The 22,964-nt window shown below is 60.1% G+C and carries 22 protein-coding genes and 4 tRNA genes; 19 read left to right on the forward strand and 7 right to left on the reverse strand.

The features are described from left to right. Nucleotides 1-74 precede the first annotated feature (74 nt). From yihG to HX793_RS04785, 3 genes are all read right to left on the reverse strand, one after another. Entirely contained in the window at nucleotides 75-974 is a 900-nt protein-coding gene (gene yihG, locus HX793_RS04775; RefSeq protein WP_177095005.1) for a 1-acylglycerol-3-phosphate O-acyltransferase, YihG family, read from the reverse strand. Further along, nucleotides 975-3,074, reverse strand: a complete 2,100-nt coding sequence (pta, locus tag HX793_RS04780; protein WP_033896986.1) for a phosphate acetyltransferase — start codon at nucleotides 3,072-3,074, stop codon at nucleotides 975-977. It abuts the gene before it with no gap. A gap of 79 nt (nucleotides 3,075-3,153) precedes the next feature. Further along, the gene (locus HX793_RS04785; protein WP_033896987.1) at nucleotides 3,154-3,444 is read right to left on the reverse strand and encodes a DUF3565 domain-containing protein; all 291 of its coding nucleotides are present in this window, start codon (nucleotides 3,442-3,444) and stop codon (nucleotides 3,154-3,156) included. On the opposite strand from HX793_RS04785, the gene HX793_RS04790 reads away from it, so the two are divergent. Beyond that, entirely contained in the window at nucleotides 3,443-3,928 is a 486-nt protein-coding gene (locus HX793_RS04790) for an FKBP-type peptidyl-prolyl cis-trans isomerase (RefSeq protein ID WP_003188398.1), read from the forward strand. The genes HX793_RS04785 and HX793_RS04790 overlap by 2 nt on opposite strands. A gap of 173 nt (nucleotides 3,929-4,101) precedes the next feature. Here HX793_RS04790 and rpsT read toward each other — a convergent pair whose 3' ends face one another. Continuing rightward, complete coding sequence (gene rpsT / locus HX793_RS04795) at nucleotides 4,102-4,380, reverse strand: 30S ribosomal protein S20 (protein WP_016976313.1); 279 nt, start codon at nucleotides 4,378-4,380, stop codon at nucleotides 4,102-4,104. A 253-nt stretch (nucleotides 4,381-4,633) separates the two neighbouring features. Here rpsT and murJ point away from each other — a divergent pair, with 253 nt between their 5' ends. The 6 genes from murJ (at nucleotide 4,634) to ispH (ending at nucleotide 12,156) form a co-directional block, all read left to right on the forward strand. Further along, on the forward strand, nucleotides 4,634-6,172 hold the full coding sequence (murJ, locus tag HX793_RS04800; RefSeq protein ID WP_177002338.1) for a murein biosynthesis integral membrane protein MurJ: 1,539 nt from the start codon (nucleotides 4,634-4,636) through the stop codon (nucleotides 6,170-6,172). A gap of 119 nt (nucleotides 6,173-6,291) precedes the next feature. After that, nucleotides 6,292-7,230, forward strand: coding sequence for a bifunctional riboflavin kinase/FAD synthetase (gene ribF / locus HX793_RS04805; RefSeq protein WP_010213269.1), 939 nt, complete (start codon nucleotides 6,292-6,294; stop codon nucleotides 7,228-7,230). Nucleotides 7,231-7,244: 14 nt separating this feature from the next. After that, nucleotides 7,245-10,076 carry an isoleucine--tRNA ligase gene (gene ileS, locus HX793_RS04810; RefSeq protein WP_028618778.1) on the forward strand — a complete coding sequence of 944 codons (2,832 nt, stop codon included), beginning with the start codon at nucleotides 7,245-7,247 and terminating at the stop codon, nucleotides 10,074-10,076. Further along, nucleotides 10,069-10,578: a signal peptidase II gene (gene lspA, locus HX793_RS04815; RefSeq protein ID WP_177002340.1), complete on the forward strand. Its 510-nt coding sequence runs from the start codon at nucleotides 10,069-10,071 to the stop codon at nucleotides 10,576-10,578. The genes ileS and lspA overlap by 8 nt, the downstream gene beginning before the upstream one ends. Before the next feature lie 7 nt (nucleotides 10,579-10,585). Further along, complete coding sequence (gene fkpB / locus HX793_RS04820) at nucleotides 10,586-11,023, forward strand: FKBP-type peptidyl-prolyl cis-trans isomerase (RefSeq protein WP_010213263.1); 438 nt, start codon at nucleotides 10,586-10,588, stop codon at nucleotides 11,021-11,023. Between the two features lie 185 nt (nucleotides 11,024-11,208). After that, a complete protein-coding gene (ispH, locus tag HX793_RS04825; RefSeq protein ID WP_016976308.1) occupies nucleotides 11,209-12,156 on the forward strand; it encodes a 4-hydroxy-3-methylbut-2-enyl diphosphate reductase in 948 nt (315 codons plus the stop codon). Here ispH and HX793_RS04830 read toward each other — a convergent pair. Further along, a complete protein-coding gene (locus HX793_RS04830) occupies nucleotides 12,110-12,691 on the reverse strand; it encodes a GspH/FimT family pseudopilin (RefSeq protein WP_177095003.1) in 582 nt (193 codons plus the stop codon). The two genes, ispH and HX793_RS04830, sit on opposite strands and share 47 nt — an antisense overlap. 192 nt (nucleotides 12,692-12,883) lie before the next feature. Here HX793_RS04830 and pilV point away from each other — a divergent pair, with 192 nt between their 5' ends. The 5 genes from pilV (at nucleotide 12,884) to thiO (ending at nucleotide 16,196) form a co-directional block, all read left to right on the forward strand. After that, nucleotides 12,884-13,369 (forward strand): type IV pilus modification protein PilV, encoded by a 486-nt coding sequence (pilV, locus tag HX793_RS04835; RefSeq protein ID WP_177095001.1) that lies wholly within the window; start codon nucleotides 12,884-12,886, stop codon nucleotides 13,367-13,369. After that, nucleotides 13,366-14,073 (forward strand): PilW family protein, encoded by a 708-nt coding sequence (locus HX793_RS04840; protein ID WP_177050340.1) that lies wholly within the window; start codon nucleotides 13,366-13,368, stop codon nucleotides 14,071-14,073. The genes pilV and HX793_RS04840 overlap by 4 nt, the downstream gene beginning before the upstream one ends. A gap of 7 nt (nucleotides 14,074-14,080) precedes the next feature. Then, complete coding sequence (locus HX793_RS04845) at nucleotides 14,081-14,611, forward strand: PilX N-terminal domain-containing pilus assembly protein (protein WP_177058685.1); 531 nt, start codon at nucleotides 14,081-14,083, stop codon at nucleotides 14,609-14,611. A gap of 11 nt (nucleotides 14,612-14,622) precedes the next feature. Then, the gene (locus HX793_RS04850; protein WP_177094998.1) at nucleotides 14,623-15,024 is read left to right on the forward strand and encodes a type IV pilin protein; all 402 of its coding nucleotides are present in this window, start codon (nucleotides 14,623-14,625) and stop codon (nucleotides 15,022-15,024) included. Nucleotides 15,025-15,086: 62 nt separating this feature from the next. Further along, complete coding sequence (gene thiO / locus HX793_RS04855) at nucleotides 15,087-16,196, forward strand: glycine oxidase ThiO (RefSeq protein WP_177094996.1); 1,110 nt, start codon at nucleotides 15,087-15,089, stop codon at nucleotides 16,194-16,196. On the opposite strand, the gene HX793_RS04860 is transcribed toward thiO, so the two are convergent. Then, nucleotides 16,183-16,416: a PP0621 family protein gene (locus HX793_RS04860; protein ID WP_177094994.1), complete on the reverse strand. Its 234-nt coding sequence runs from the start codon at nucleotides 16,414-16,416 to the stop codon at nucleotides 16,183-16,185. The genes thiO and HX793_RS04860 overlap by 14 nt on opposite strands. Before the next feature lie 125 nt (nucleotides 16,417-16,541). Beyond that, the gene (locus tag HX793_RS04865) at nucleotides 16,542-17,567 is read right to left on the reverse strand and encodes an outer membrane protein assembly factor BamD (RefSeq protein ID WP_038846854.1); all 1,026 of its coding nucleotides are present in this window, start codon (nucleotides 17,565-17,567) and stop codon (nucleotides 16,542-16,544) included. Nucleotides 17,568-17,716: 149 nt separating this feature from the next. Between HX793_RS04865 and rluD the strand changes: the two genes are divergently transcribed. The 7 genes from rluD (at nucleotide 17,717) to HX793_RS04900 (ending at nucleotide 22,814) form a co-directional block, all read left to right on the forward strand. Continuing rightward, nucleotides 17,717-18,679 (forward strand): 23S rRNA pseudouridine(1911/1915/1917) synthase RluD, encoded by a 963-nt coding sequence (gene rluD, locus HX793_RS04870; RefSeq protein WP_016976299.1) that lies wholly within the window; start codon nucleotides 17,717-17,719, stop codon nucleotides 18,677-18,679. After that, nucleotides 18,676-19,401, forward strand: a complete 726-nt coding sequence (gene pgeF, locus HX793_RS04875) for a peptidoglycan editing factor PgeF (RefSeq protein ID WP_177094993.1) — start codon at nucleotides 18,676-18,678, stop codon at nucleotides 19,399-19,401. Before rluD ends, pgeF begins: the two co-directional genes overlap by 4 nt. Before the next feature lie 131 nt (nucleotides 19,402-19,532). Continuing rightward, a complete protein-coding gene (gene clpB, locus HX793_RS04880) occupies nucleotides 19,533-22,097 on the forward strand; it encodes an ATP-dependent chaperone ClpB (protein ID WP_016976297.1) in 2,565 nt (854 codons plus the stop codon). A gap of 302 nt (nucleotides 22,098-22,399) precedes the next feature. Next, nucleotides 22,400-22,475: transfer RNA gene (locus HX793_RS04885), tRNA-Asn, on the forward strand. Between the two features lie 10 nt (nucleotides 22,476-22,485). Beyond that, nucleotides 22,486-22,562, forward strand: a tRNA-Pro gene (locus HX793_RS04890). Nucleotides 22,563-22,567: 5 nt separating this feature from the next. Next, nucleotides 22,568-22,643 (forward strand) — tRNA-Lys (locus HX793_RS04895). A gap of 94 nt (nucleotides 22,644-22,737) precedes the next feature. Further along, a tRNA-Pro gene (locus HX793_RS04900) sits at nucleotides 22,738-22,814 on the forward strand. The last annotated feature ends 150 nt before the right edge of the window (nucleotides 22,815-22,964 follow it).

A 22,964-nucleotide genomic window follows, 5' to 3' on the forward strand; every position in this document is an offset into this window, starting at 1 on the left:
GAAAGCGGCCTGTCAGTTGATACATATACAGCTGACCCACCGCCTTCGCAGGCAAGCCAGCTCCCACATTTTGATCACTGTTTGCCTGGGAATTCGGTGTGCAGCCGATCCAGCAGCGCATCCTTGTCTTCCCACAACCGGTTGATCCAACCCTGGAACGCCGTCCGGTACTCCCCATCTTGCTCATAATTCTTGCCAATGAACGCGGCCGGGATCTGCACTTCTTCGAACTGCACCACCACATCCTGCACATTCCCGCATAGCAAATCCCAATACCCAGGGCGACCGGCGGGGTAGTGAATGGTCACATTGACCAGTGACTTCAACTGCTCACCCATGGCATCCAGCACAAACGCAATTCCGCCCGCCTTGGGCTTGAGCAGGTAACGGAAAGGAGATTTCTGTTGCGCATGCTTGCCTGGGGTAAACCGCGTGCCTTCGGCGAAGTTGAAAATGCCCACCGGGTTGTCGCGAAACTTCGCACAGGTCTTGCGCGTGGTTTCCAGGTCCTTACCTTTCTTTTCCGGATGTTTTTCCAGGTAGGCCTTGGTGTAGCGCTTCATGAATGGAAAGCCCAGGGCCCACCATGCCAGGCCAATCACTGGCACCCAGATCAGCTCCTGCTTGAGGAAGAATTTCAGCGGGCGAACTCGGCGGTTCAGCACGTATTGCAGCACCATGATGTCGACCCAGCTCTGGTGGTTGCTGGTCACTAGGTACGAGTGCTGGTAATCCAGCCCTTCCAGGCCGTTGATGTGCCAGCGTGTACGTCGCACCAGGTTCATCCAACCCTTATTGTTGGTCACCCAGGCTTCATGGGTGTGGTTCATCAGCCATTCGCTGAAGCGCTTGGCAAACGGCAACGCCTTGAACAGCGCCACGATAAACAGAAATGAACACAACAGGATCGTGTTCAGCGCCAACAACAGCGACGCAATCACCCCGCGCACGGCGGCAGGTAGAAAATCCAGCATTTAGATATCCATAGGTCGGTTGGCGGCTTGAATCGCGGTGAGCGCGATGGTGTACACGATATCGTCTACCTGGGCGCCGCGTGGCAGATCGTTGACCGGTTTGCGCAGGCCCTGGAGCATTGGCCCCAGGCTCACGCAATCGGCGCTGCGCTGCACGGCCTTGTGGGTGGTGTTGCCGGTGTTGAGGTCGGGGAACACAAATACGGTGGCCTTGCCGGCGACCTGGCTGTTGGGCGCCAGTTGCCGGGCAACGTTTTCGTTGGCGGCGGCGTCGTATTGCAGCGGCCCGTCGATCAACAACGAGCTTTGCTGTTCGTGGGCGAGCAGGGTGGCTTCGCGGACTTTTTCCACTTCCTCGCCGCTGGCCGAGTCGCCGCTGGAATAGCTGATCATCGCCACGCGCGGCGTGATGCCGAATGCCGCCGCCGAGTCGGCACTTTGCAACGCGATCTCCGCCAATTCGGCGGCGCTTGGGTGCGGGTTCATCACGCAGTCGCCGTACACCAGCACCTGTTCGGGGAACAGCATGAAGAACACCGACGACACCAGCGTGCAGCCCGGCGCCGTTTTAATCAGTTGCAGGGCAGGGCGGATGGTGTTGGCGGTGGAGTGGATGACGCCGGAGACCAGGCCGTCCACTTCGTCCAGCGCGAGCATCATGGTGGCGATCACCACCGTGTCTTCCAACTGCTGCTCGGCCATCGGCGCGTTGAGGCTCTTGCTCTTGCGCAGCGCGACCATCGGCTCGACGTAGCGCTGGCGGATCAGGTCCGGGTCGAGAATCTCCAAACCTTCGGGCAACTCGATGCCCTGGGCGCGGGCGACCGCTTCCACGTCCGCCGGCTTGGCCAGCAACACGCAGCGCGCAATGCCCCGCGCCTGACAGATCGCGGCGGCTTGCACGGTCAGCGGTTCGCTGCCTTCGGGCAACACGATGCGTTTGTTGGCGGCCTGGGCGCGCTGGATCAACTGGTAGCGGAACACCGCCGGCGACAGGCGCATCTCCCGTGGCGTGCCACAACGCTGATGCAACCAGCGCGCATCCAGATGGCTGGCGACAAAATCGGTGATGATCTCCGCGCGTTCGCGGTCATCAATCGGGATTTCCTTGTTGAGGCTGTTGAGCTGGTTCGCCGTGTCGTAGGAACCGGTGCTCACCGACAACACCGGCAGCCCGGCCTGGAACGCGCCACGGCACAATTCCATGATGCGCGGGTCGGGCAGGGTGTCGCTGGTCAGCAACAGGCCGGCCAGGGGCACGCCGTTGATCGCGGCGAGGCTGACAGCGAGGATGATGTCGTCGCGGTCGCCGGGTGTCACCACCAGTACGCCGGGCTTGAGCAGCTCCACGGTGTTGCGCATGGTACGGGCGCAGATGATGATTTTGGTCATGCGCCGGGTTTCGTAGTCGCCGGCGTTGAGAATCTGCGCGCCCATCAGGTCGGCCACGTCTCGGGTGCGCGGGGCGTTGAGTTCGGGCTGGTAGGGAATGCAGCCGAGCAGGCGGAAATCGCCGCTGCGCAACAGGGGCGAATGCTCTTTGAGGCGCGCCGCGAAGGCTTCCATGCTTTCGTCGGTGCGTACCTTGTTGAGGATCACTCCGAGGACTTTCGGGTCTTTCGGCCCGCCGAACAGTTGCGCCTGCAATTCCACGCGACCGGAGAGTTCGGTGAGCACTTCGTTTTCCGGGGCCGAGACCAGGATCACTTCGGCGTCGAGGCTCTTGGCCAGGTGCAGGTTGACCCGCGCCGCATAGCTGGCGCTGCGGGTCGGCACCATACCTTCGACGATCAGTACGTCCTTGCCCACGGCGGCTTGCTGGTACAGCGTGATGATTTCTTCGAGCAGTTCGTCGAGCTGGCCGTCGCCGAGCATGCGTTCTACGTGGGCCAGGCCCAGGGGCTGTGGCGGCTTGAGGCCGTGGGTGCGCGCTACCAGCTCGGTGGAGCGCTCGGGGCCGGTATCGCCGGGGTGCGGCTGGGCAATCGGCTTGAAGAAACCGACTTTCAGCCCGGCCCGCTCAAGGGTGCGCACCAGCCCAAGGCTGATGGAGGTCAGACCCACACCAAAATCGGTGGGCGCGATAAAAAAAGTCTGCATGCGAATTCTCTGAAGGTGCATGGCTTCGGTGAGGTTCTATGGTTGAACGTCTACCGGGAATCAGGCGCCAAGGTTATCGTTATTCGTGTGCTTGCGCACACCAGCCGCAGGCAAAGGGCTGGCCTATTTTTTCAAGGCGTTGCGCGGGGTCGAGGACCCAGGCGCGGGACTGCCAGGGTGGCTGGTGGCGCAGGTGCTGGGTGTGGCCACAGGACAGCTCCGCGACCCAGTGCTGGTCGTCATCCTGATGGAACCCGATGATGAAGGATGCCGTTGATCGGTCCCGTCTGTCCGGGTTCTGTTCGCTTTCGGGCAAATCCTTGTTTAGACTTGTCCGTTCTTCATTCTTATGCAAAAGGTCTCGCCCCATGACGATCGCCGCTAACAAGGCTGTCTCCATCGACTATACCCTGACCAACGACGCTGGTGAGGTCATCGACAGCTCCGCCGGCGGCGCGCCGCTGGTCTACCTGCAAGGCGCAGGTAACATCATCCCAGGCCTGGAAAAGGCACTGGAAGGCAAGAACGTCGGTGATGAGCTGACCGTTGCCGTAGAACCTGAAGATGCCTACGGCGAGTATTCGGCCGAACTGGTCAGCACCCTGAGCCGCAGCATGTTCGAAGGCGTTGACGAGCTGGAAGTGGGCATGCAGTTCCACGCTTCCGCGCCGGATGGCCAAATGCAGATCGTGACCATCCGTGATCTGGATGGCGACGACGTGACCGTCGACGGCAACCACCCACTGGCTGGTCAGCGTCTGAACTTCCAAGTGAAGATCGTTGCCATCCGCGACGCTTCCCAGGAAGAAGTGGCCCACGGCCACGTCCACGGTGAAGGCGGTCATCACCATTGATTGTGGTTTGATCAATAGGTAGCAAAAACGCCCCGACTGGTTCGGGGCGTTTTTTTTGTGCTCGAAAAGTGACTCAGGCTCGCCACAGGCACAAACAAAAATGCCCCGGACCTTTCGGTACGGGGTATTTCTTAACTGTTTCGCAACCTGGGTCGCGTTGCAGTTTTTACCACTTAGGCTGCAGCAGCGACGCTCAGAGCCTTGATGTGGCCATTCAGACGGCTCTTATGACGAGCGGCCTTGTTCTTGTGGATGATGCCTTTATCGGCCATGCGGTCGATAACTGGCACAGCCAGAACGTAAGCTGCTTGAGCTTTTTCAGCGTCTTTGGTGTCGATGGCTTTAACTACATTCTTGATGTAGGTACGAACCATGGAACGCAGGCTGGCGTTGTGGCTGCGACGCTTCTCAGCCTGTTTTGCACGTTTTTTGGCGGAAGGTGTGTTGGCCACCGTCGAGCTCCTCGAAAGACTTTTTAGGAAATAGCAAACAAAATAGGCCGCGAATCATGCCGATGACTTGATGTGTTGTCAAGGGCGGCTGATGCGAACTGCTGAGTGGTCGATCTGAAGAGGCGGGTGATTTATTTCCGGCGCTTGACCTGTAAACTCGCGAGCTTTGGCTCTGTGCTGTTGCAGGCGCGCAGTATCGCATAAGTAGGCGCTTTGTTCGCCTGCTCTTTATCTAAAGGCGCAAACTCTTTCAATGAATCTGCTCAAATCGTTGGCCGCCGTCAGCTCTATCACGATGATCTCCCGGGTTCTGGGGTTTGTACGCGACACGCTGCTGGCGCGCATTTTCGGCGCCAGCATGGCCACGGATGCCTTCTTTATTGCCTTTAAACTGCCCAACCTGCTGCGGCGGATCTTCGCCGAAGGTGCGTTTTCCCAGGCCTTCGTGCCGATCCTGGCTGAATACAAGACCCAGCAGGGCGAAGAAGCCACCCGCACCTTTATTGCCTATGTTTCGGGCCTGTTGACCCTGGTGTTGGTGCTGGTGACCGTGCTCGGCATGCTCGCCGCGCCCTGGGTGATCTGGGCCACGGCGCCCGGTTTTGCCAATACCCCGGAAAAATTCGCACTGACCACTGACCTGCTGCGCGTGACCTTCCCTTATATATTGCTGATCTCCCTCTCATCCCTGGCCGGGGCGATCCTCAATACCTGGAACCGTTTCTCGGTGCCGGCCTTTGTGCCGACCCTGCTGAACGTCAGCATGATCATCTTCGCGCTGTTCCTTACGCCATACTTTGATCCACCGGTTATGGCCCTGGGCTGGGCGGTACTGGCCGGCGGCCTGGCGCAATTGCTCTACCAGCTGCCGCACTTGAAAAAGATCGGCATGCTTGTGTTGCCGCGCCTGAACCTCAAGGATACCGGCGTATGGCGCGTGATGCGCAATATGCTGCCGGCGATTCTCGGCGTGTCGGTCAGCCAGATTTCCCTGATCATCAATACGGCGTTCGCCTCGCTGCTGGTGTCCGGCTCGGTGTCGTGGATGTACTACGCCGACCGTCTGATGGAGTTGCCGTCCGGCGTGCTGGGCGTTGCGTTGGGCACAATTTTGCTGCCGACCCTGGCGCGTACCTATGCCAGCAAGGATCGCCAGGAGTATTCGCGCATCCTCGACTGGGGCCTGCGCCTGTGCTTTGTGCTGGTACTGCCGTGCGCCCTGGCCTTGGGGATTCTGGCCGAGCCGTTGACCGTGTCGCTGTTTCAGTACGGTCAGTTTGATGCACATGACGCATTGATGACGCAACATGCGCTGGTCGCCTATTCCGTTGGCCTGCTCGGCATCATCGTGATCAAGGTGCTGGCCCCGGGCTTTTACGCCCAGCAAAACATCCGTACACCGGTGAAAATTGCGATTTTCACGCTGATCGTCACGCAATTGCTCAACCTGGTGTTTATCGGTCCGCTGGCCCACGCCGGCCTGGCCCTGGCGATCAGTGCCGGTGCGTGCATCAATGCCGGGCTGTTGTTTTACCAATTGCGTAAGCAGCAAATGTTCCAGCCGCAGCCAGGCTGGGGCCTGTTTGCCCTCAAGTTGCTGGTGGCGGTGGCCATGATGTCGGCCGTGCTGCTGGGCCTGATGCACTTCATGCCTGCATGGGATGAAGGCCATATGCTGGAGCGCTTCATGCGTCTTGGCGTTTTGGTCGTCGCGGGTGTGGTGGTGTACTTCGGGATGTTGCTGCTGCAAGGCTTCCGCCTGCGGGATTTCAATCGCAAGTCCCTGGGTTAGAGAGTTTGCCGCGATAAAACCGTTGTTTTATCGATTCGATCCATTTGGCCTGTGCTGTTGCCTGTCGTCCGGGGCCGGGTGTGGTTATAATCGACCACTTTATGAGCAAGAAGCGCGTTATGCAGCTGGTTCGAGGTCTCCACAACCTGCGCCCCGAGCATCGGGGCTGCGTCGCCACTATTGGCAACTTTGACGGTGTTCACCGTGGCCACCAGGCTATCCTGGCTCGGCTGCGCGAACGCGCGGTCGAGTTGGGCGTGCCCAGCTGCGTGGTGATTTTCGAGCCACAGCCGCGGGAATACTTTACCCCCGAGACCGCGCCGGCCCGCCTGGCCCGCCTGCGGGACAAGCTGCAATTGCTGGCTGAGGAGGGTGTGGACCGTGTCCTCTGCCTGGCCTTCAACCAGCGTTTGCAAAGCCTGAGCGCCGCCGAGTTCGTCGACCGTATCCTGGTTGATGGCCTGGGCGTGCAGCATTTGGAGGTCGGTGACGACTTCCGCTTTGGTTGCGACCGCGTCGGGGATTTCGATTTCCTGCAGCATGCGGGCGTCAACCAGGGTTTTACCGTCGAAGCCGCACAAACCGTCGAACTGGACGGTCTGCGCGTGAGCAGTACCCAGGTGCGTAACGCGCTGGCTGCTGCCGACTTCGCCTTGGCCGAGCGGTTGCTCGGCCGCCCGTTCCGCATTGCCGGACGGGTTCTGCACGGCCAGAAGCTGGCGCGCCAATTGGGCACGCCAACCGCCAACGTGCAACTCAAGCGCCGTCGTGTGCCGCTGACCGGGGTTTACCTGGTGAGCGTCGACATCGACGGCCAATCGTGGCCCGGAGTCGCCAACATAGGCGTCAGGCCCACGGTTGCAGGTGATGGCAAGGCCCACCTGGAAGTACATCTGCTGGATTTTGCCGGTGATCTGTATGACCGGCGTTTGACGGTGGTTTTCCACCAGAAGCTGCGTGAAGAGCAGCGTTTCGCCTCCCTTGAGGCGTTGAAAACGGCGATCAATGCGGATGTCGCCGCCGCCCGTGCACTAGCCGCACCTAGCGCCCATCGCTAACCGAAGAGCCTTAAATGACCGACTATAAAGCCACGCTAAACCTTCCGGACACCGCCTTCCCAATGAAGGCCGGCCTGCCACAGCGCGAACCGCAGATCCTGCAGCGCTGGGACAGTATTGGCCTGTACGGAAAGTTGCGCGAAATTGGCAAGGATCGTCCGAAATTCGTCCTGCACGACGGCCCTCCTTATGCCAACGGTACGATTCACATCGGTCATGCGCTGAACAAGATTCTCAAGGACATGATCCTGCGCTCGAAGACCCTGTCGGGCTTCGACGCACCGTACGTGCCGGGTTGGGACTGCCACGGCCTGCCGATCGAACACAAAGTCGAAGTGACCTACGGCAAGAACCTGGGCGCGGATAAAACCCGCGAACTGTGCCGTGCCTACGCCACCGAGCAGATCGAAGGGCAGAAGTCCGAATTCATCCGACTGGGCGTGCTGGGCGAGTGGGACAACCCCTACAAGACCATGAACTTCAAGAACGAGGCCGGGGAAATCCGTGCCTTGGCCGAGATCGTCAAGGGCGGTTTCGTGTTCAAGGGCCTCAAACCCGTGAACTGGTGCTTCGACTGTGGTTCGGCCCTGGCTGAAGCGGAAGTCGAGTACGAAGACAAGAAGTCCTCGACCATCGACGTGGCTTTCCCGATCGCCGACGAGGCCAAGCTGGCCGAGGCCTTTGGCCTGGCATCGCTGGCCAAGCCAGCCGCCATCGTGATCTGGACCACCACCCCGTGGACCATCCCGGCCAACCAGGCGCTGAACGTGCATCCGGAATTCACCTACGCCCTGGTGGACGTCGGTGATCGCCTGCTGGTGCTGGCCGAGGAAATGGTTGAAGCCTGCCTGGCCCGCTACGAGCTGCAAGGTTCGGTCATCGCGACCACCACCGGCTCCGCGCTGGAACTGATCAACTTCCGTCACCCGTTCTATGACCGCCTGTCGCCGGTGTACCTGGCTGACTACGTTGAGCTGGGCTCGGGCACCGGTATCGTTCACTGCTCGCCTGCCTATGGCGTAGACGACTTTGTGATCTGCAAGAAGTACGGCCTGGTCAACGACGACATCATCAACCCGGTGCAAAGCAACGGCGTCTATGTGCCGTCGCTGGAGTTCTTCGGCGGGCAGTTCATCTTCAAGGCCGATCAGCCGATCATCGAAAAACTGCGTGAAGTCGGTGCGTTGATGCAAACCGCCACCATCCAGCACAGCTACATGCACTGCTGGCGCCACAAGACCCCGCTGATCTACCGCGCCACTGCGCAGTGGTTCATCGGCATGGACAAAGAGCCAACCAGCGGCGACACGCTGCGTGTCCGCTCGCTCAAAGCCATCGAAGACACCCAGTTCGTCCCGGCCTGGGGCCAGGCGCGCCTGCACTCGATGATCGCCAACCGTCCGGACTGGTGCATCTCCCGCCAGCGTAACTGGGGCGTGCCGATCCCGTTCTTCCTGAACAAGGAAAGCGGCGAACTGCACCCACGTACCGTCGAGTTGATGGAACAAGTCGCTCAGCGCGTTGAACAGGAAGGTATCGAAGCCTGGTTCAAGCTGGACGCCGCCGAGCTGCTAGGCGATGAAGCGCCGCAGTACGACAAGATCAGCGACACCCTCGACGTGTGGTTCGACTCGGGTACTACCCACTGGCACGTGCTGCGTGGTTCGCACCCGATGGGTCACGAGACCGGCCCGCGTGCCGACCTGTACCTGGAAGGCTCCGACCAACACCGTGGCTGGTTCCACTCGTCGTTGCTGACCGGTTGCGCCATCGACAACCACGCGCCATACCGCGAACTGCTGACCCACGGCTTCACCGTCGACGAGACGGGCCGCAAGATGTCCAAGTCGCTGAAGAACGTGATCGAGCCGAAAAAGATCAACGACACCCTGGGCGCCGACATCATGCGTCTGTGGGTTGCGTCGACCGACTATTCGGGCGAAATCGCCGTGTCGGACCAGATCCTGGCCCGCAGCGCCGATGCCTACCGTCGCATCCGTAATACCGCACGCTTCCTGCTGTCGAACCTGACCGGTTTCAACCCGGCCACCGACATCCTGGCGGCCGAGGACATGCTCGCCCTCGATCGTTGGGCTGTGGACCGTACCCTGTTGCTGCAACGCGAGTTGCAGGAAAACTACGGTGAGTACCGCTTCTGGAACGTGTACTCGAAGATCCACAACTTCTGCGTGCAGGAGCTGGGTGGTTTCTACCTCGACATCATCAAGGACCGCCAGTACACCACCGGCGCCAACAGCAAGGCGCGCCGTTCGGCGCAGACCGCGCTGTTCCACATCTCCGAAGCGCTGGTGCGCTGGATCGCGCCGATCCTGGCCTTCACCGCCGACGAACTGTGGGAATACCTGCCGGGCGAGCGCAACGAGTCCGTGATGCTCAACACCTGGTACGAAGGCCTGACCGAACTGCCGGCCGATTTCGAACTGGGCCGCGAGTACTGGGAAGGCGTGATGGCCGTGAAGGTTGCGGTGAACAAGGAGCTGGAAGTGCAACGCGCGGCCAAGGCCGTCGGTGGCAACCTGCAAGCCGAAGTCACCCTGTTTGCCGAGGAAGGCCTGACCGCCGACCTGGCCAAGCTGAGCAACGAACTGCGCTTCGTGCTGATCACCTCTACCGCGAGCCTGGCGCCATTCGCCCAGGCCCCGGCGGACGCGGTCGCCACCGAAGTGCCGGGCCTCAAGCTCAAAGTGGTCAAATCGGCCTTCCCTAAGTGCGCCCGTTGCTGGCACTGCCGTGAAGACGTCGGCGTGAACCCTGAGCATCCGGAGATCTGTGGTCGCTGCGTCGACAATATCTCGGGTGCTGGTGAGGTTCGCCACTATGCCTGATACCAGTCGTTTCGGACGTCTGGGCTGGCTCGTACTGAGTTTGCTGGTCCTGGTCATTGACCAGGTCAGCAAGGCTCATTTCGAAGGCTCCCTGCAGATGTTCCAGCAGATTGTGGTGATCCCGGATTACTTCAGCTGGACCCTGGCCTACAACACCGGCGCCGCTTTCAGCTTTTTGGCTGATGGCGGCGGCTGGCAGCGCTGGCTGTTCGCCCTGATCGCCGTGGTCGTCAGTGCGGTGCTGGTGGTGTGGCTCAAGCGTCTTGGCCGTGATGACACCTGGCTGGCGATCGCCTTGGCGCTGGTGCTGGGCGGTGCGCTGGGCAACCTTTACGACCGCATTGCGCTCGGCCATGTGATCGACTTTATCCTGGTGCATTGGCAGAACCGCTGGTACTTCCCAGCGTTCAACTTTGCCGACAGCGCCATCACCGTCGGTGCAATCATGCTGGCGTTGGACATGTTCAAAAGCAAGAAAACCGGAGAGACCGTCAATGACTGATCAGGTATTGGCTGAGCAACGCATCGGCCAGAACACGGAAGTCACTTTGCATTTCGCACTGCGCCTGGAGAATGGCGATACGGTCGACAGCACGTTCGACAAAGCCCCGGCCACCTTCAAGGTCGGCGATGGCAACCTGCTGCCGGGTTTCGAAGCGGCCCTGTTCGGCTTCAAGGCCGGCGACAAGCGCACCCTGCAGATCCTGCCGGAAAACGCCTTTGGCCAGCCCAACCCGCAAAATGTGCAGATCATCCCGCGTTCGCAGTTCCAGGACATGGACCTGTCGGAAGGCCTGCTGGTGATCTTCAACGATGCGGCGAATACCGAATTGCCCGGTGTGGTGAAAACCTTCGATGACGCGCAAGTGACCATCGACTTCAACCACCCGTTGGCCGGTAAAACCTTGACCTTTGATGTTGAAATCATCGACGTTAAAGCGCTTTAACAGAAGATTCCGGCCCCTGTGGGTGTCGGGCTTGTGTGGGAGCTGGCTTGCCTGCGATTGCATCACCTCGGTGTACCTGATACACCGAGTCGTCTGCATCGCGGGCAAGCCCGGTTTCTACAAAGGCTTGCTCTTATAGAGCTGAGTTGATCCAATTTCTTGCCCTGCAAGACACGAGGCACAGCATGCAAATCAAACTCGCCAACCCCCGTGGCTTCTGCGCCGGCGTGGACCGGGCGATCGAAATCGTCAACCGCGCCCTGGAAGTCTTCGGGCCGCCGATTTACGTGCGCCACGAAGTCGTCCACAACAAATTCGTGGTCGAAGACCTGCGCGCGCGCGGCGCCATCTTTGTCGAAGAATTGGACCAGGTGCCGGACGACGTCATTGTCATCTTCAGCGCCCACGGTGTTTCCCAGGCCGTGCGTACCGAAGCGGCAGGCCGTGGCCTCAAAGTCTTCGATGCCACCTGCCCGCTGGTCACCAAGGTGCATATCGAAGTGGCACGCTACAGCCGTGACGGTCGAGAGTGCATCCTGATCGGCCATGCCGGTCACCCGGAAGTCGAAGGCACCATGGGCCAGTACGATGCCAGCAATGGTGGGGCGATTTACCTGGTGGAAGACGAAAAAGACGTCGCCAGCCTGCAGGTACACAACCCCGAACGCCTGGCATTCGTGACCCAGACCACCTTGTCCATGGACGACACCAGCCGCGTCATCGACGCGCTGCGCAGTCGCTTCCCGGCCATTGGTGGCCCGCGCAAGGACGACATCTGCTACGCCACTCAAAACCGGCAGGACGCGGTCAAGCAACTGGCCGACGAATGCGACGTGGTTCTGGTTGTCGGCAGCCCTAACAGCTCCAACTCCAACCGCCTGCGTGAGTTGGCTGAACGCATGGCAACCCCGGCGTACCTGATCGATGGCGCCGAAGACATGCAGCGCAGCTGGTTCGATGGCGTCGAGCGTATCGGTATCACGGCGGGCGCTTCGGCCCCGGAAGTGCTGGTGCGCGGCGTTATCCAGCAGTTGCATGCCTGGGGCGCCACTGGTGCCGATGAGCTGGCTGGCCGTGAAGAGAACATCACCTTCTCCATGCCCAAGGAGCTGCGGGTTCGCTCGCTGCTCTGAGTACCTGTGTGCCGGAGTAGCTCCGGCACAACGCCTGCTCGGCACGCTCGCTGCGCAGGCTGATGCGCCCGCTGGGCGCCAGTACGACCTGATACAGGCTCTGCGCCTGATCGGTGGCGCATACGTGCACGGTGCCAGCGCGAAAACCTCCTCCTGAAAACACCGGTTCGCCCAATCCGCTGAAGCGCACCTGGCTCTTGACCGGCCCATTGCCAACTATTGGCACACGACCGTTATCCTGATGCTCCTGCAGCACGGGGTTGTTGTCATCCAGGTAGCCGCGTCCGCTTATATCCACAATGACCCGCCAGCCCTGGCTCCAGTCGTCTTCCCGCGCATGAATGACTACCGGCTGGTTACGGGCGATGGCTTCAGTGCGCGCGTAGTGCAGGCCTGCGGTCAAGGATTGTGCCGCGCTGTGTCGCTGTTGTGATTCCAGCAATCCCTTGAAATTCGGGGTTGCCAGGCCGGCCAGGATGCCGCTCACGATCAGCCCGAGCAGCAGCTCGATCAGGGTAAAACCTTGTTGGCGCATGTATCGTCCGTCCTTGGATTCAGTTGACGTCTTAGGTATAGCCCGCAGTGCGTTGCGTCGAATGATGGCCTTCATGTCCAAAGTATTTCCCTTTGTTCCGGGAGCAGCGCGAGCGAAAAACCGACGCTAGTCTTGGGCCGCACAGCAGGTTTTTCCTGCTTTTTTCGGACCTCGACACGGATGACGACGGTAATGCTTGCCTGCCCCAACAGCGGTTTTCCCCAGGATTTTTCTAGGCACCAAATTGGCATGACGCTGATCGAGGTGCTTGTTGCCGTGCTGGTTCTCGCCATTGGCCTGCTGGGCGCTGCGGTGATCCAGCTCAATGCGCTCAAGTACACGGACAGTTCCAGGATGACCAGCCAGGCGAGTTTCATTGCCTACGACATGCTTGACCGAATCCGCGCCAATTCTGCTGTCGACTACTCCTGGGGGCGAGCCGAGCGTGCCCCGGTCAGCGGCGCGTCTGCCAGCGTGCGCGATCTGGACCTGCATGACTTCGAGGCCAATATCCTCGGCTTTGCCGGGGCGAGTGCCAAAGGCTCGGTGTCGGTCAGTGCGGGTGAGGTGACGGTCAGCATCAGTTGGGACGACAGCCGGGGCACAAACAAACCGGGTGCCCGGGAAACATTTACCCTGACCAGCCGCATCAGCGATGAATCGAGGGGCGCGCGATGAGGCGTCTTGTTCGGGGATTCAGCCTGGTGGAATTGCTGCTGGCGTTGGCCGCGGGCTTGGTATTGATGGTTGGGGCCACCCAGGTGCTGATCAGTTCCCAAGTGACCCACGCCAGCCAGCAGGCCGCCATGTTTCTGCAGGATGACGCACGGTTCGTGCTGGGCAAGCTGATCCAGGATATTCGCCAGGCGGGCATGTTTGGCTGCCTGTCCACGGCATTTATCGACAATGCGCCGCCGTTCTTTGATCAGCCTGTCAGTTGGAGCGCTGGGGCGGGCGCAAAGTCGCTGACGCTAGTCACCGCAGATGTTGGTAACGAGAGTGGCAAGCCTGACTGGACCGTATTGTCCGATTGCACGGGCACCGCCCAGGCATACGCAGGTAGTTCTCCCGCGCCTGTCCCCGGACAAATCCGCTTTGCGCTGCGCCAGATCACCTACACCTTCGAAGCCGGCCAATTGAAAGTCAGCACGCCTGCGGCCCCGGCCAAGGCAGTGCTGGTGGATAACGTGCAGGCTTTCGATATCAGCTTTGGCGTGGCTGCCAAACCTTCGTCGACGGAGGTGGCGCGTTACGACGCGAGCCCGGCGGACCTTGCCTTGATACGCAGTGTGCGCATCCTGATGACGCTGCAAGACCCCGCCGGACGCGTGAAGGATCAAACCTACAGCGTCGTGGCGGCGCTGCGAAACCGTCTGGGGTAGGGCAGCCATGACGTCTAAAGAACCTGTTCGTCTGCGGCAGGCGGGCATGGTGCTGCTGGTCAGCCTGGTGTTGTTGCTGCTGTTGTCGCTGATCGGTCTGTCATCGATGCAAGGTGCGGTCAGCCAGCAAAAAGTCAGCGGTAGTCTTTGGCACCGCAATCAGTCGCTACAAACTGCGGAAAGTGGCTTGCGACGTGGGGAATCGGTCGTGCAGCGGGCATTTGCGATGCTGCCGCCGTGCCGGTCGATTGTCACCTGTGCGCCGCCGGCTGCCGCCTATTCGGTGGTTGGGGCTGGGGTGGACCCTGTTTCGGGAGTCACTTGGGTTGCACTGAGTGGAGGTCTATACGGCATTCAATCCCTCGGACCTGCGGTGGGGCTGGTGCATGTACCACCACAGGCCGTGGCCGACGCGTATCGAGTGACGGCTGTCGGGTTAAGCGGCCAATTGCGCACGGTGTTGGAGAGCGTCTATGCGCATGTAGAAGAGGAGGGCGGTTCGCGTTTTCGGCGGGTGGCCTGGCGGCAACTTCAATAAGGAGCGTTGAAATGGGCATGGACAGCCAGGGCTTTACCCTGATCGAGTTACTGATCGCCGTGGTGATCATTGCGGTGCTGGCCGGGATTGCTTACCCCGGCTACACCGGCCATATGAAAAAGGTCTATCGCGCTGAAATCGCCGCGTTATTGACCGACCAGGCTCAGCATCTGGAGCGGTTTTATACGAGGAGCGGCACTTTTATTGATGCAAGCGGCGTCAGCGAGGGCAATGATCGCTATAGAATCACCGCAGCATTGAACCCTCGGGATTTCCAGCTCGCGGCTACGCCTCGCGTCGGCTCGGTGATGACTGGCGACCTTTGCGGCGACTTCAGCCTGGCCAGCACCGGTGCGCGGACCAATCCGGGTGCGGCACCTGAAATGTCGCGCAAGCTGTGCTGGGGGCAATGATGAGAGTGCTGGATGACTGGGCGCCAAGTGCGCGTGTTCCTATTTATCGGCTGGATCAAATGATGGCAGAGCAACAGCAGGTAGTGATTGTCGGTGGCGGGGTCATCGGCTTGTTGACGGCGTTCAACCTGGCGACCCAAGGGCAAGCCGTGGTGCTGCTGGAGCGCGCGGGGTTGGGGCAGGAGTCCTCCTGGGCAGGCGGCGGTATTGTCTCGCCGTTGTATCCGTGGCGCTACAGCCCGGCCGTCACCGCACTGGCCCATTGGTCCCAAGACTTTTATCCTCAGTTGGCACAGCGCCTGTTTGCCCAGACCGGTGTCGACCCGCAGGTGCATACCACCGGCCTGTACTGGCTGGACCTGGACGACGAAGCCGAAGCCCTGGCCTGGGCTGCGCGAGAAGACCGCCCCTTGAGCAAAGTGGACGTCTCGGCGGCCCATGATGCCGTTCCGGTGCTGGGCGGCGGGTACTCCAGTGCGGTCTATATGGCAAACGTCGCCAATGTGCGCAACCCGCGCCTGGTCAAATCCCTCAAGGCGGCACTGCTGGCGTTGCCCGGCGTGACCCTTCATGAGCAGTGCGAAGTGACCGGATTTGTTCTGGACGCTGGCAATGTAGTGGGCGTGAACACAGCTGATGGGCCGATCTTTGGCGACCAGGTCGTACTGGCGGCCGGCGCCTGGAGTGGTGAACTGCTGGGTACTTTGGGCCTGTCGCTGCCGGTCGAGCCGGTCAAGGGCCAGATGATCCTGTACAAATGCGCTTCGGACTTCCTGTCGAGCATGGTCCTGGCCAAGGGGCGTTATGCGATCCCGCGGCGTGACGGGCACATCTTGATCGGCAGTACCCTGGAGCATGAAGGTTTCGACAAGACCCCCACCGAAACGGCGCTGCAAAGCCTCAAGGCATCAGCGGTGGAGTTGATTCCCGCCTTGGCGGACGCCGAGGTGGTTGGGCACTGGGCCGGATTGCGCCCTGGTTCACCGGAAGGCATCCCCTATATTGGCCAAGTGCCTGGCTTCAAAGGCTTGTGGCTCAACTGCGGCCATTACCGCAATGGCCTGGTGCTTGCGCCGGCATCCTGCCAGTTGTTTACCGACCTGCTGCTGGCGCGTACGCCGATCATCGACCCCGCGCCTTATGCGCCAGAAGGTCGGATCAACGCTGGATAGACTTCGGGCCCTGTTCCAGATGCGCCTGGGTGCAATACCACTCCTGGCGCGAGCTCAAGGCGTGATCCTGTGGCAGGTGCACGCCACAATGGGCGCAGCGCACCATCAGGGCGGCGTCAGGCTCGCTTGCGCGATGTTGCTTGGCGGCCGGGCTTTTGAATTTGCGCCAGAACCATACTGCGGCGGCAATGACGGCAATCCAGAACAATAGACGAAGCATGATGGGCAGTTTCTCGACAAGGAATGCGCCAGTTTAGCCAAGGACGTGCCAGGCGCACAGCGCAATAAATATCACCCACAAAAAAGGAGCCTCGAAAGGCTCCTTCTTGATGACACCGGGTGCTATCAGTCAAACACACCGAAGGTCATGTAGCTGAACCACGAACGGTCCTGGTTGTTGCCCAGGGCCTCAGGCTCTTCTTCTTTGATCACGTCGCCGTTCTCGTCATGCGGCTTGAGCTCCGAAGGAATAGCATCCTTGGCGTCCTGGTACTGCTTGATCACGTCCTGGTTGGCGCGGGTTTCGCCAGGCGGCAGCGGTGGACGGGACTCGATCAGGCCCAGGGTGTACTTGCTCAGCCACGAACGGTTGTCGGCTTCGGCAACCTGAGGCACGAACTGGCCGTCTTTCAGGCTTGGGTGATCCGGGTAGTTGAGCTTCAGGGTTTCCAGGCTGGTGCTGGCCAGATCGTCCAGGTGCAGACGCTGGTAAGCCTCGGTCATCACGGCCAGGCCGTCACCCACGGAAGGGGTTTCCTGGAAGTTTTCTACCACATAACGACCACGGTTGGCGGCGGCTACGTAGGCCTGACGGGTCAGGTAGTAGTGCGCCACGTGGATCTCGTAGGAGGCCAGTAGGTTGCGCAGGTAGATCATGCGCTGCTTGGCGTCTGGTGCGTAGCGGCTGTTGGGGTAGCGGCTGGTCAGCTGGGCGAACTCGTTGTAGGAGTCGCGGGCAGCGCCCGGGTCACGCTTGGTCATGTCCAGCGGCAGGAAGCGCGCCAGCAGGCCGACGTCCTGGTCGAACGAGGTCAGGCCCTTCATGTAGTAGGCGTAGTCGACGTTCGGGTGCTGCGGATGCAGGCGGATGAAACGCTCGGCGGCGGACTTGGCAGCTTCCGGCTCGGCGTTCTTGTAGTTGGCGTAGATCAGCTCGAGCTGGGCCTGGTCGGCGTAGCGCCCGAACGGATAGCGCGACTCCAGTGCCTTCAGCTTCGCTGTGGCGCTGGTGAAGCTATTATTGTCCAAGTCTTTCTGAGCCAGTTGGTACAACTCGACTTCGCTCAGGTTTTCGTCGACGACTTCCTTTGTTGACGAGCAAGCAGCAGTCATGGCGAGGATGGCGATCAGCAGCAGGTGTTTCACTTGCATGGCGGCTTGCGTCCCTATGACGGCCGCTGTCTTGGGCGGGGCCGTCCTGTTATGATGAGCGCCCCGTTGAAAGCCTCGGGGCAAAAGACGCCGTATTTAACCACAAGCGCGCAGCCGAAACCAAAGGCTGTGCCACGCCTAGTCTGAGCATGTCCGATAAAATTGAACTTCGCGCAGAGGTGCCGTCCGAATTGGGCGGCCAACGCCTCGATCAAGTCGCCGCACAATTATTCGCTGAGCACTCGCGCTCGCGCCTTTCCGCCTGGATCAAAGACGGCCGCCTGACTGTGGATGGAGCGGTTATCCGCCCGCGAGACATAGTCCATGGCGGTGCGATTCTTGAGCTGACTGCCGAGCAGGAAGCCCAGGGAGAATGGGTCGCCCAGGACATCGAGCTGGATATCGTCTATGAAGACGACGACATCCTGGTCATCAACAAACCCGCAGGCCTGGTGGTTCACCCGGCGGCCGGGCACGCTGATGGCACCTTGCTCAATGCCTTGTTGCACCACGTGCCGGACATCATCAATGTCCCGCGCTGCGGCATCGTGCACCGTCTGGACAAGGACACCACCGGTTTGATGGTGGTGGCCAAGACCATTCAGGCGCAGACGCAGTTGGTCACACAATTGCAAAGCCGCAGCGTCAGCCGGATCTACGAGTGCATCGTGATCGGCGTGGTGGTGGCGGGGGGCAAGATCAACGCCCCGATCGGTCGCCACGGCCAGCAGCGCCAGCGTATGGCGGTGATGGAAGGCGGCAAGCAGGCCGTCAGCCACTACCGTGTGCTGGAGCGTTTCCGTTCCCACACCCACGTGCGGGTCAAGCTGGAAACCGGCCGTACCCACCAGATTCGCGTGCACATGGCGCACATCAACTTCCCGTTGGTCGGAGATCCGGCCTACGGTGGTCGCTTCCGTATTCCGCCTGCGGCCAGCCAGACCATGGTTGAATCGTTGAAAACCTTCCCGCGCCAGGCACTGCATGCGCGCTTCCTGGAACTGGATCATCCGACGAGCGGTAAGCGGATGAGCTGGGAATCGCCGCTGCCGGACGATCTGGTCTGGTTGCTGTCGCTGCTAAAGCAGGATCGCGAGGCGTTTATCGGATGAGTGACTGGCTGATTCCTGACTGGCCTGCGCCGGCTCAGGTGAAAGCCTGCGTCACCACCCGTGCGGGCGGCGTCAGCCTGACGCCGTTCGACAGCCTCAACCTGGGCGATCACGTCGAGGACAGCCTGGAGGCCGTCCTTGAGAATCGCCGTCGTCTTAGCGATGCCTTCACTATTCAGCCGGCCTGGCTGCGTCAGGTTCATGGTGTGACTGTGGTCGAAGCCAACCCAAATCGCACCGCTGAAGCCGATGGCAGTTGGACCAGCACCCCTGGCATCGCTTGCACCTCAATGACTGCCGATTGCCTGCCCGCACTGTTCTGCAACCGTGCTGGCACTCGCGTCGCCGCAGCCCATGCTGGTTGGCGTGGCCTGGCGGCGGGCGTGTTGGAAGCAGCATTCGAAAGCCTGGATGTCGAACCCGGCGAAGTGCTGGTCTGGCTTGGCCCGGCGATTGGCCCGCAAGCCTTTGAAGTCGGCCCGGAAGTGCGTGAAGCCTTCATGCAGCAATCGCCGATCACCGCTGAAGCCTTCGTGCCCAGCCGTAATCCCGGCAAGTTCATGGCCGACATCTATAAGCTGGCCCGTTTGCGCCTGGCCGCACGTGGCGTCACTGCTGTTTATGGTGGCGGGTTCTGCACCGTGACCGACCCGCGCTTCTTTTCTTACCGCCGTAGCCCACGCACCGGTCGGTTTGCCTCCCTTATCTGGCTGGAACGCTAGACTCCTCTGATCTGCGTCAACTGTCCGAAGCTTGAAACTTACAGAATCCACCCCATCTATAAGGGTATCTGGCAGGTTTCTTCATTCAGGAATGTTTTATAGCTCCGGCCTGCTCAAAAGGAAGGTGACTAATGCGTATAGATCGTTTAACCAGCAAATTGCAGTTGGCGTTATCTGACTCTCAATCCCTGGCGGTGGGCCTCGACCACCCAGCCATCGAGCCTGCACACTTGATGCAGGCGCTCCTGGAACAGCAAGGTGGTTCTATCAAGCCCCTGCTGATGCAGGTGGGCTTCGACGTCAACAGCCTGCGCAAGGAATTGAGCAAAGAGCTCGACCAGCTGCCGAAAATCCAAAACCCGACCGGCGACGTGAATATGTCCCAGGACCTGGCGCGCCTGCTTAACCAGGCAGACCGTCTGGCCCAGCAGAAGGGTGACCAGTTCATCTCCAGCGAACTGGTGCTGCTCGCCGCCATGGACGAGAACAGCAAGCTCGGCAAGTTGTTGCTGGGCCAGGGTGTGAGCAAGAAAGCCCTGGAAAACGCCATCAACAACCTGCGCGGCGGCGACGCGGTGAACGACCCCAACCATGAGGAGTCGCGCCAGGCCCTGGATAAATACACCGTCGACCTGACCAAGCGCGCCGAAGAAGGCAAGCTTGACCCGGTAATCGGCCGTGACGATGAAATTCGTCGCACCATCCAGGTCCTGCAACGTCGCACCAAGAACAACCCGGTGCTGATCGGTGAGCCTGGCGTGGGTAAAACCGCGATTGCCGAGGGCCTGGCACAGCGCATCATCAATGGTGAAGTGCCGGACGGCCTCAAAGGCAAGCGCCTGCTGTCCCTGGACATGGGGTCGCTGATTGCCGGTGCCAAGTTCCGTGGCGAGTTCGAAGAGCGCCTGAAATCCCTGCTTAATGAACTGTCGAAGCAGGAAGGTCAGATCATTCTGTTTATCGACGAACTGCACACCATGGTCGGCGCCGGTAAAGGCGAAGGTTCCATGGATGCGGGCAACATGCTCAAGCCAGCCTTGGCGCGGGGCGAGTTGCATTGCGTCGGTGCCACGACGCTCAACGAATATCGCCAGTACATTGAAAAGGACGCGGCCCTTGAGCGCCGCTTCCAGAAAGTGCTGGTGGAAGAACCGAGCGAAGAAGACACCATCGCGATCCTGCGTGGCCTGAAAGAGCGTTATGAGGTCCACCATAAGGTGGCGATCACTGACGGTGCGATCATTGCGGCGGCGAAATTGAGCCATCGCTATATCACTGATCGTCAGTTGCCTGACAAGGCCATCGACTTGATCGACGAAGCGGCCAGCCGCATCCGCATGGAGATCGATTCCAAGCCGGAAGTGCTCGACCGCTTGGATCGGCGCCTGATTCAACTGAAAGTTGAGTCCCAGGCCCTGAAGAAAGAAGAAGACGACGCGGCGAAGAAACGCCTGGAAAAACTTCAGGAAGAAATCGTCCGTCTGGAACGCGAGTATTCGGACCTGGAAGAAATCTGGACCTCGGAAAAAGCCGAAGTGCAGGGCTCTGCGCAGATCCAGCAAAAGATCGAACAGTCCCGCCAGGAGCTGGAAGCCGCGCGCCGTAAAGGCGACCTGAACCGCATGGCCGAGTTGCAGTACGGGGTGATCCCGGACCTGGAGCGCAGCCTGCAGATGGTCGACCAGCACGGCAAGCCTGAGAACCAGTTGCTGCGCAGTAAGGTGACCGAGGAAGAAATCGCCGAAGTCGTCTCGAAGTGGACCGGCATTCCGGTGTCGAAAATGCTCGAAGGCGAGCGCGACAAGCTGCTGAAGATGGAAAGCCTGTTGCACCAACGTGTGATTGGCCAGGAAGAGGCCGTGGTCGCGGTGTCCAACGCGGTACGGCGTTCGCGGGCCGGGTTGTCCGACCCGAACCGTCCGAGCGGCTCGTTCATGTTCCTCGGCCCGACCGGTGTGGGTAAGACCGAGCTGTGCAAGGCCTTGGCCGAGTTCCTCTTTGATACCGAAGAGGCCATGGTGCGGATCGATATGTCCGAATTCATGGAGAAACACTCGGTGGCTCGCTTGATCGGCGCACCACCAGGCTATGTGGGCTACGAAGAGGGCGGTTACCTGACCGAGGCCGTGCGGCGCAAGCCTTACTCGGTGATCCTGCTGGATGAGGTCGAGAAAGCGCACCCGGATGTGTTCAACATCCTGCTGCAGGTGCTGGAAGATGGCCGTCTGACGGACAGCCACGGGCGTACCGTGGACTTCCGCAACACCGTGATCGTGATGACTTCCAACCTGGGCTCGGCACAGATCCAGGAGTTGGTGGGTGATCGTGAAGGCCAGCGCGCGGCCGTGATGGATGCACTGACCAGCCACTTCCGTCCGGAGTTCATCAACCGGGTCGACGAAGTGGTGATCTTCGAGCCTCTGGCGCGGGATCAGATCGCGGGCATCACTGAGATCCAGTTGAGTCGCCTGCGTGGTCGCCTGGCAGAGCGCGAGCTGGACCTGGTGTTGAGCAGCGAGGCGTTGGACAAGCTGATTGCGGTCGGTTACGACCCGGTGTATGGCGCACGGCCTCTGAAACGTGCGATCCAGCGCTGGATCGAGAACCCGCTGGCCCAGCTGATCCTGTCCGGCAGCTTCATGCCGGGCACCAGCGTCGAGGCGACGGTGGAAAACGACGAAATTGTCTTCCACTAATCCCAGGTCTGTTGGGTAATAAGAGAAGGCCCCGCATTGCGGGGCCTTTTTTTTTCGATAGGGCGTTGAACTGTAAGGCAAAGGCTTGTAAAGTGCGCCCCGCAGCAACGTCAGCCCACGGGTTTCTTCTCCCCAAGAAGAAATCAGAAACAAGCGCAAATCATTGTCTTAAAAGCAATTTAAAGGGTTGACAGGGGTTTTTAAGATTGTAGAATAGCGCGCCTCAGAGACATGAACGTAGCGATACGGACAAGTCGAAGAGAAGGTAGTAAGCAACAACGTAGCACTTTGAAATATGTAGTTCCGTGATAGCTCAGTCGGTAGAGCAAATGACTGTTAATCATTGGGTCCCAGGTTCGAGTCCTGGTCACGGAGCCAATTTCAATATCGGGGTATAGCGCAGTCCGGTAGCGCGCCTGCTTTGGGAGCAGGATGTCGGGAGTTCGAATCCCCCTACCCCGACCATATTTGGGTCGTTAGCTCAGTTGGTAGAGCAGTTGGCTTTTAACCAATTGGTCGTAGGTTCGAATCCCACACGACCCACCATTTTTGAGACCAGCTAATGCTGGAATCGAATCTTAAGATCAGAGGCCAAAAGCACTGATCGAAGAAGGCGACTGAAAGGTCGCCTTTTTTTTACCGGGGTATAGCGCAGTCCGGTAGCGCGCCTGCTTTGGGAGCAGGATGTCAGGAGTTCGAATCCCCTTACCCCGACCATATTAAAAATCCTCGTATCGAAAGATACGGGGATTTTTTTTGCCCGAAATTCAAAGGCGCACTACAAACCCTGTAGGAGCCGGCTTGCCGGCGATAGCGTCAGTGAGATATTGGTGATCTCAAGGCCGCCATCGCCGGCAAGCCGGGCTC

Origin of the sequence: Pseudomonas reactans (genome assembly GCF_013387025.1) — a bacterium.
In the GTDB taxonomy this organism is placed as follows: Bacteria; Pseudomonadota; Gammaproteobacteria; order Pseudomonadales; family Pseudomonadaceae; genus Aquipseudomonas; species Aquipseudomonas reactans.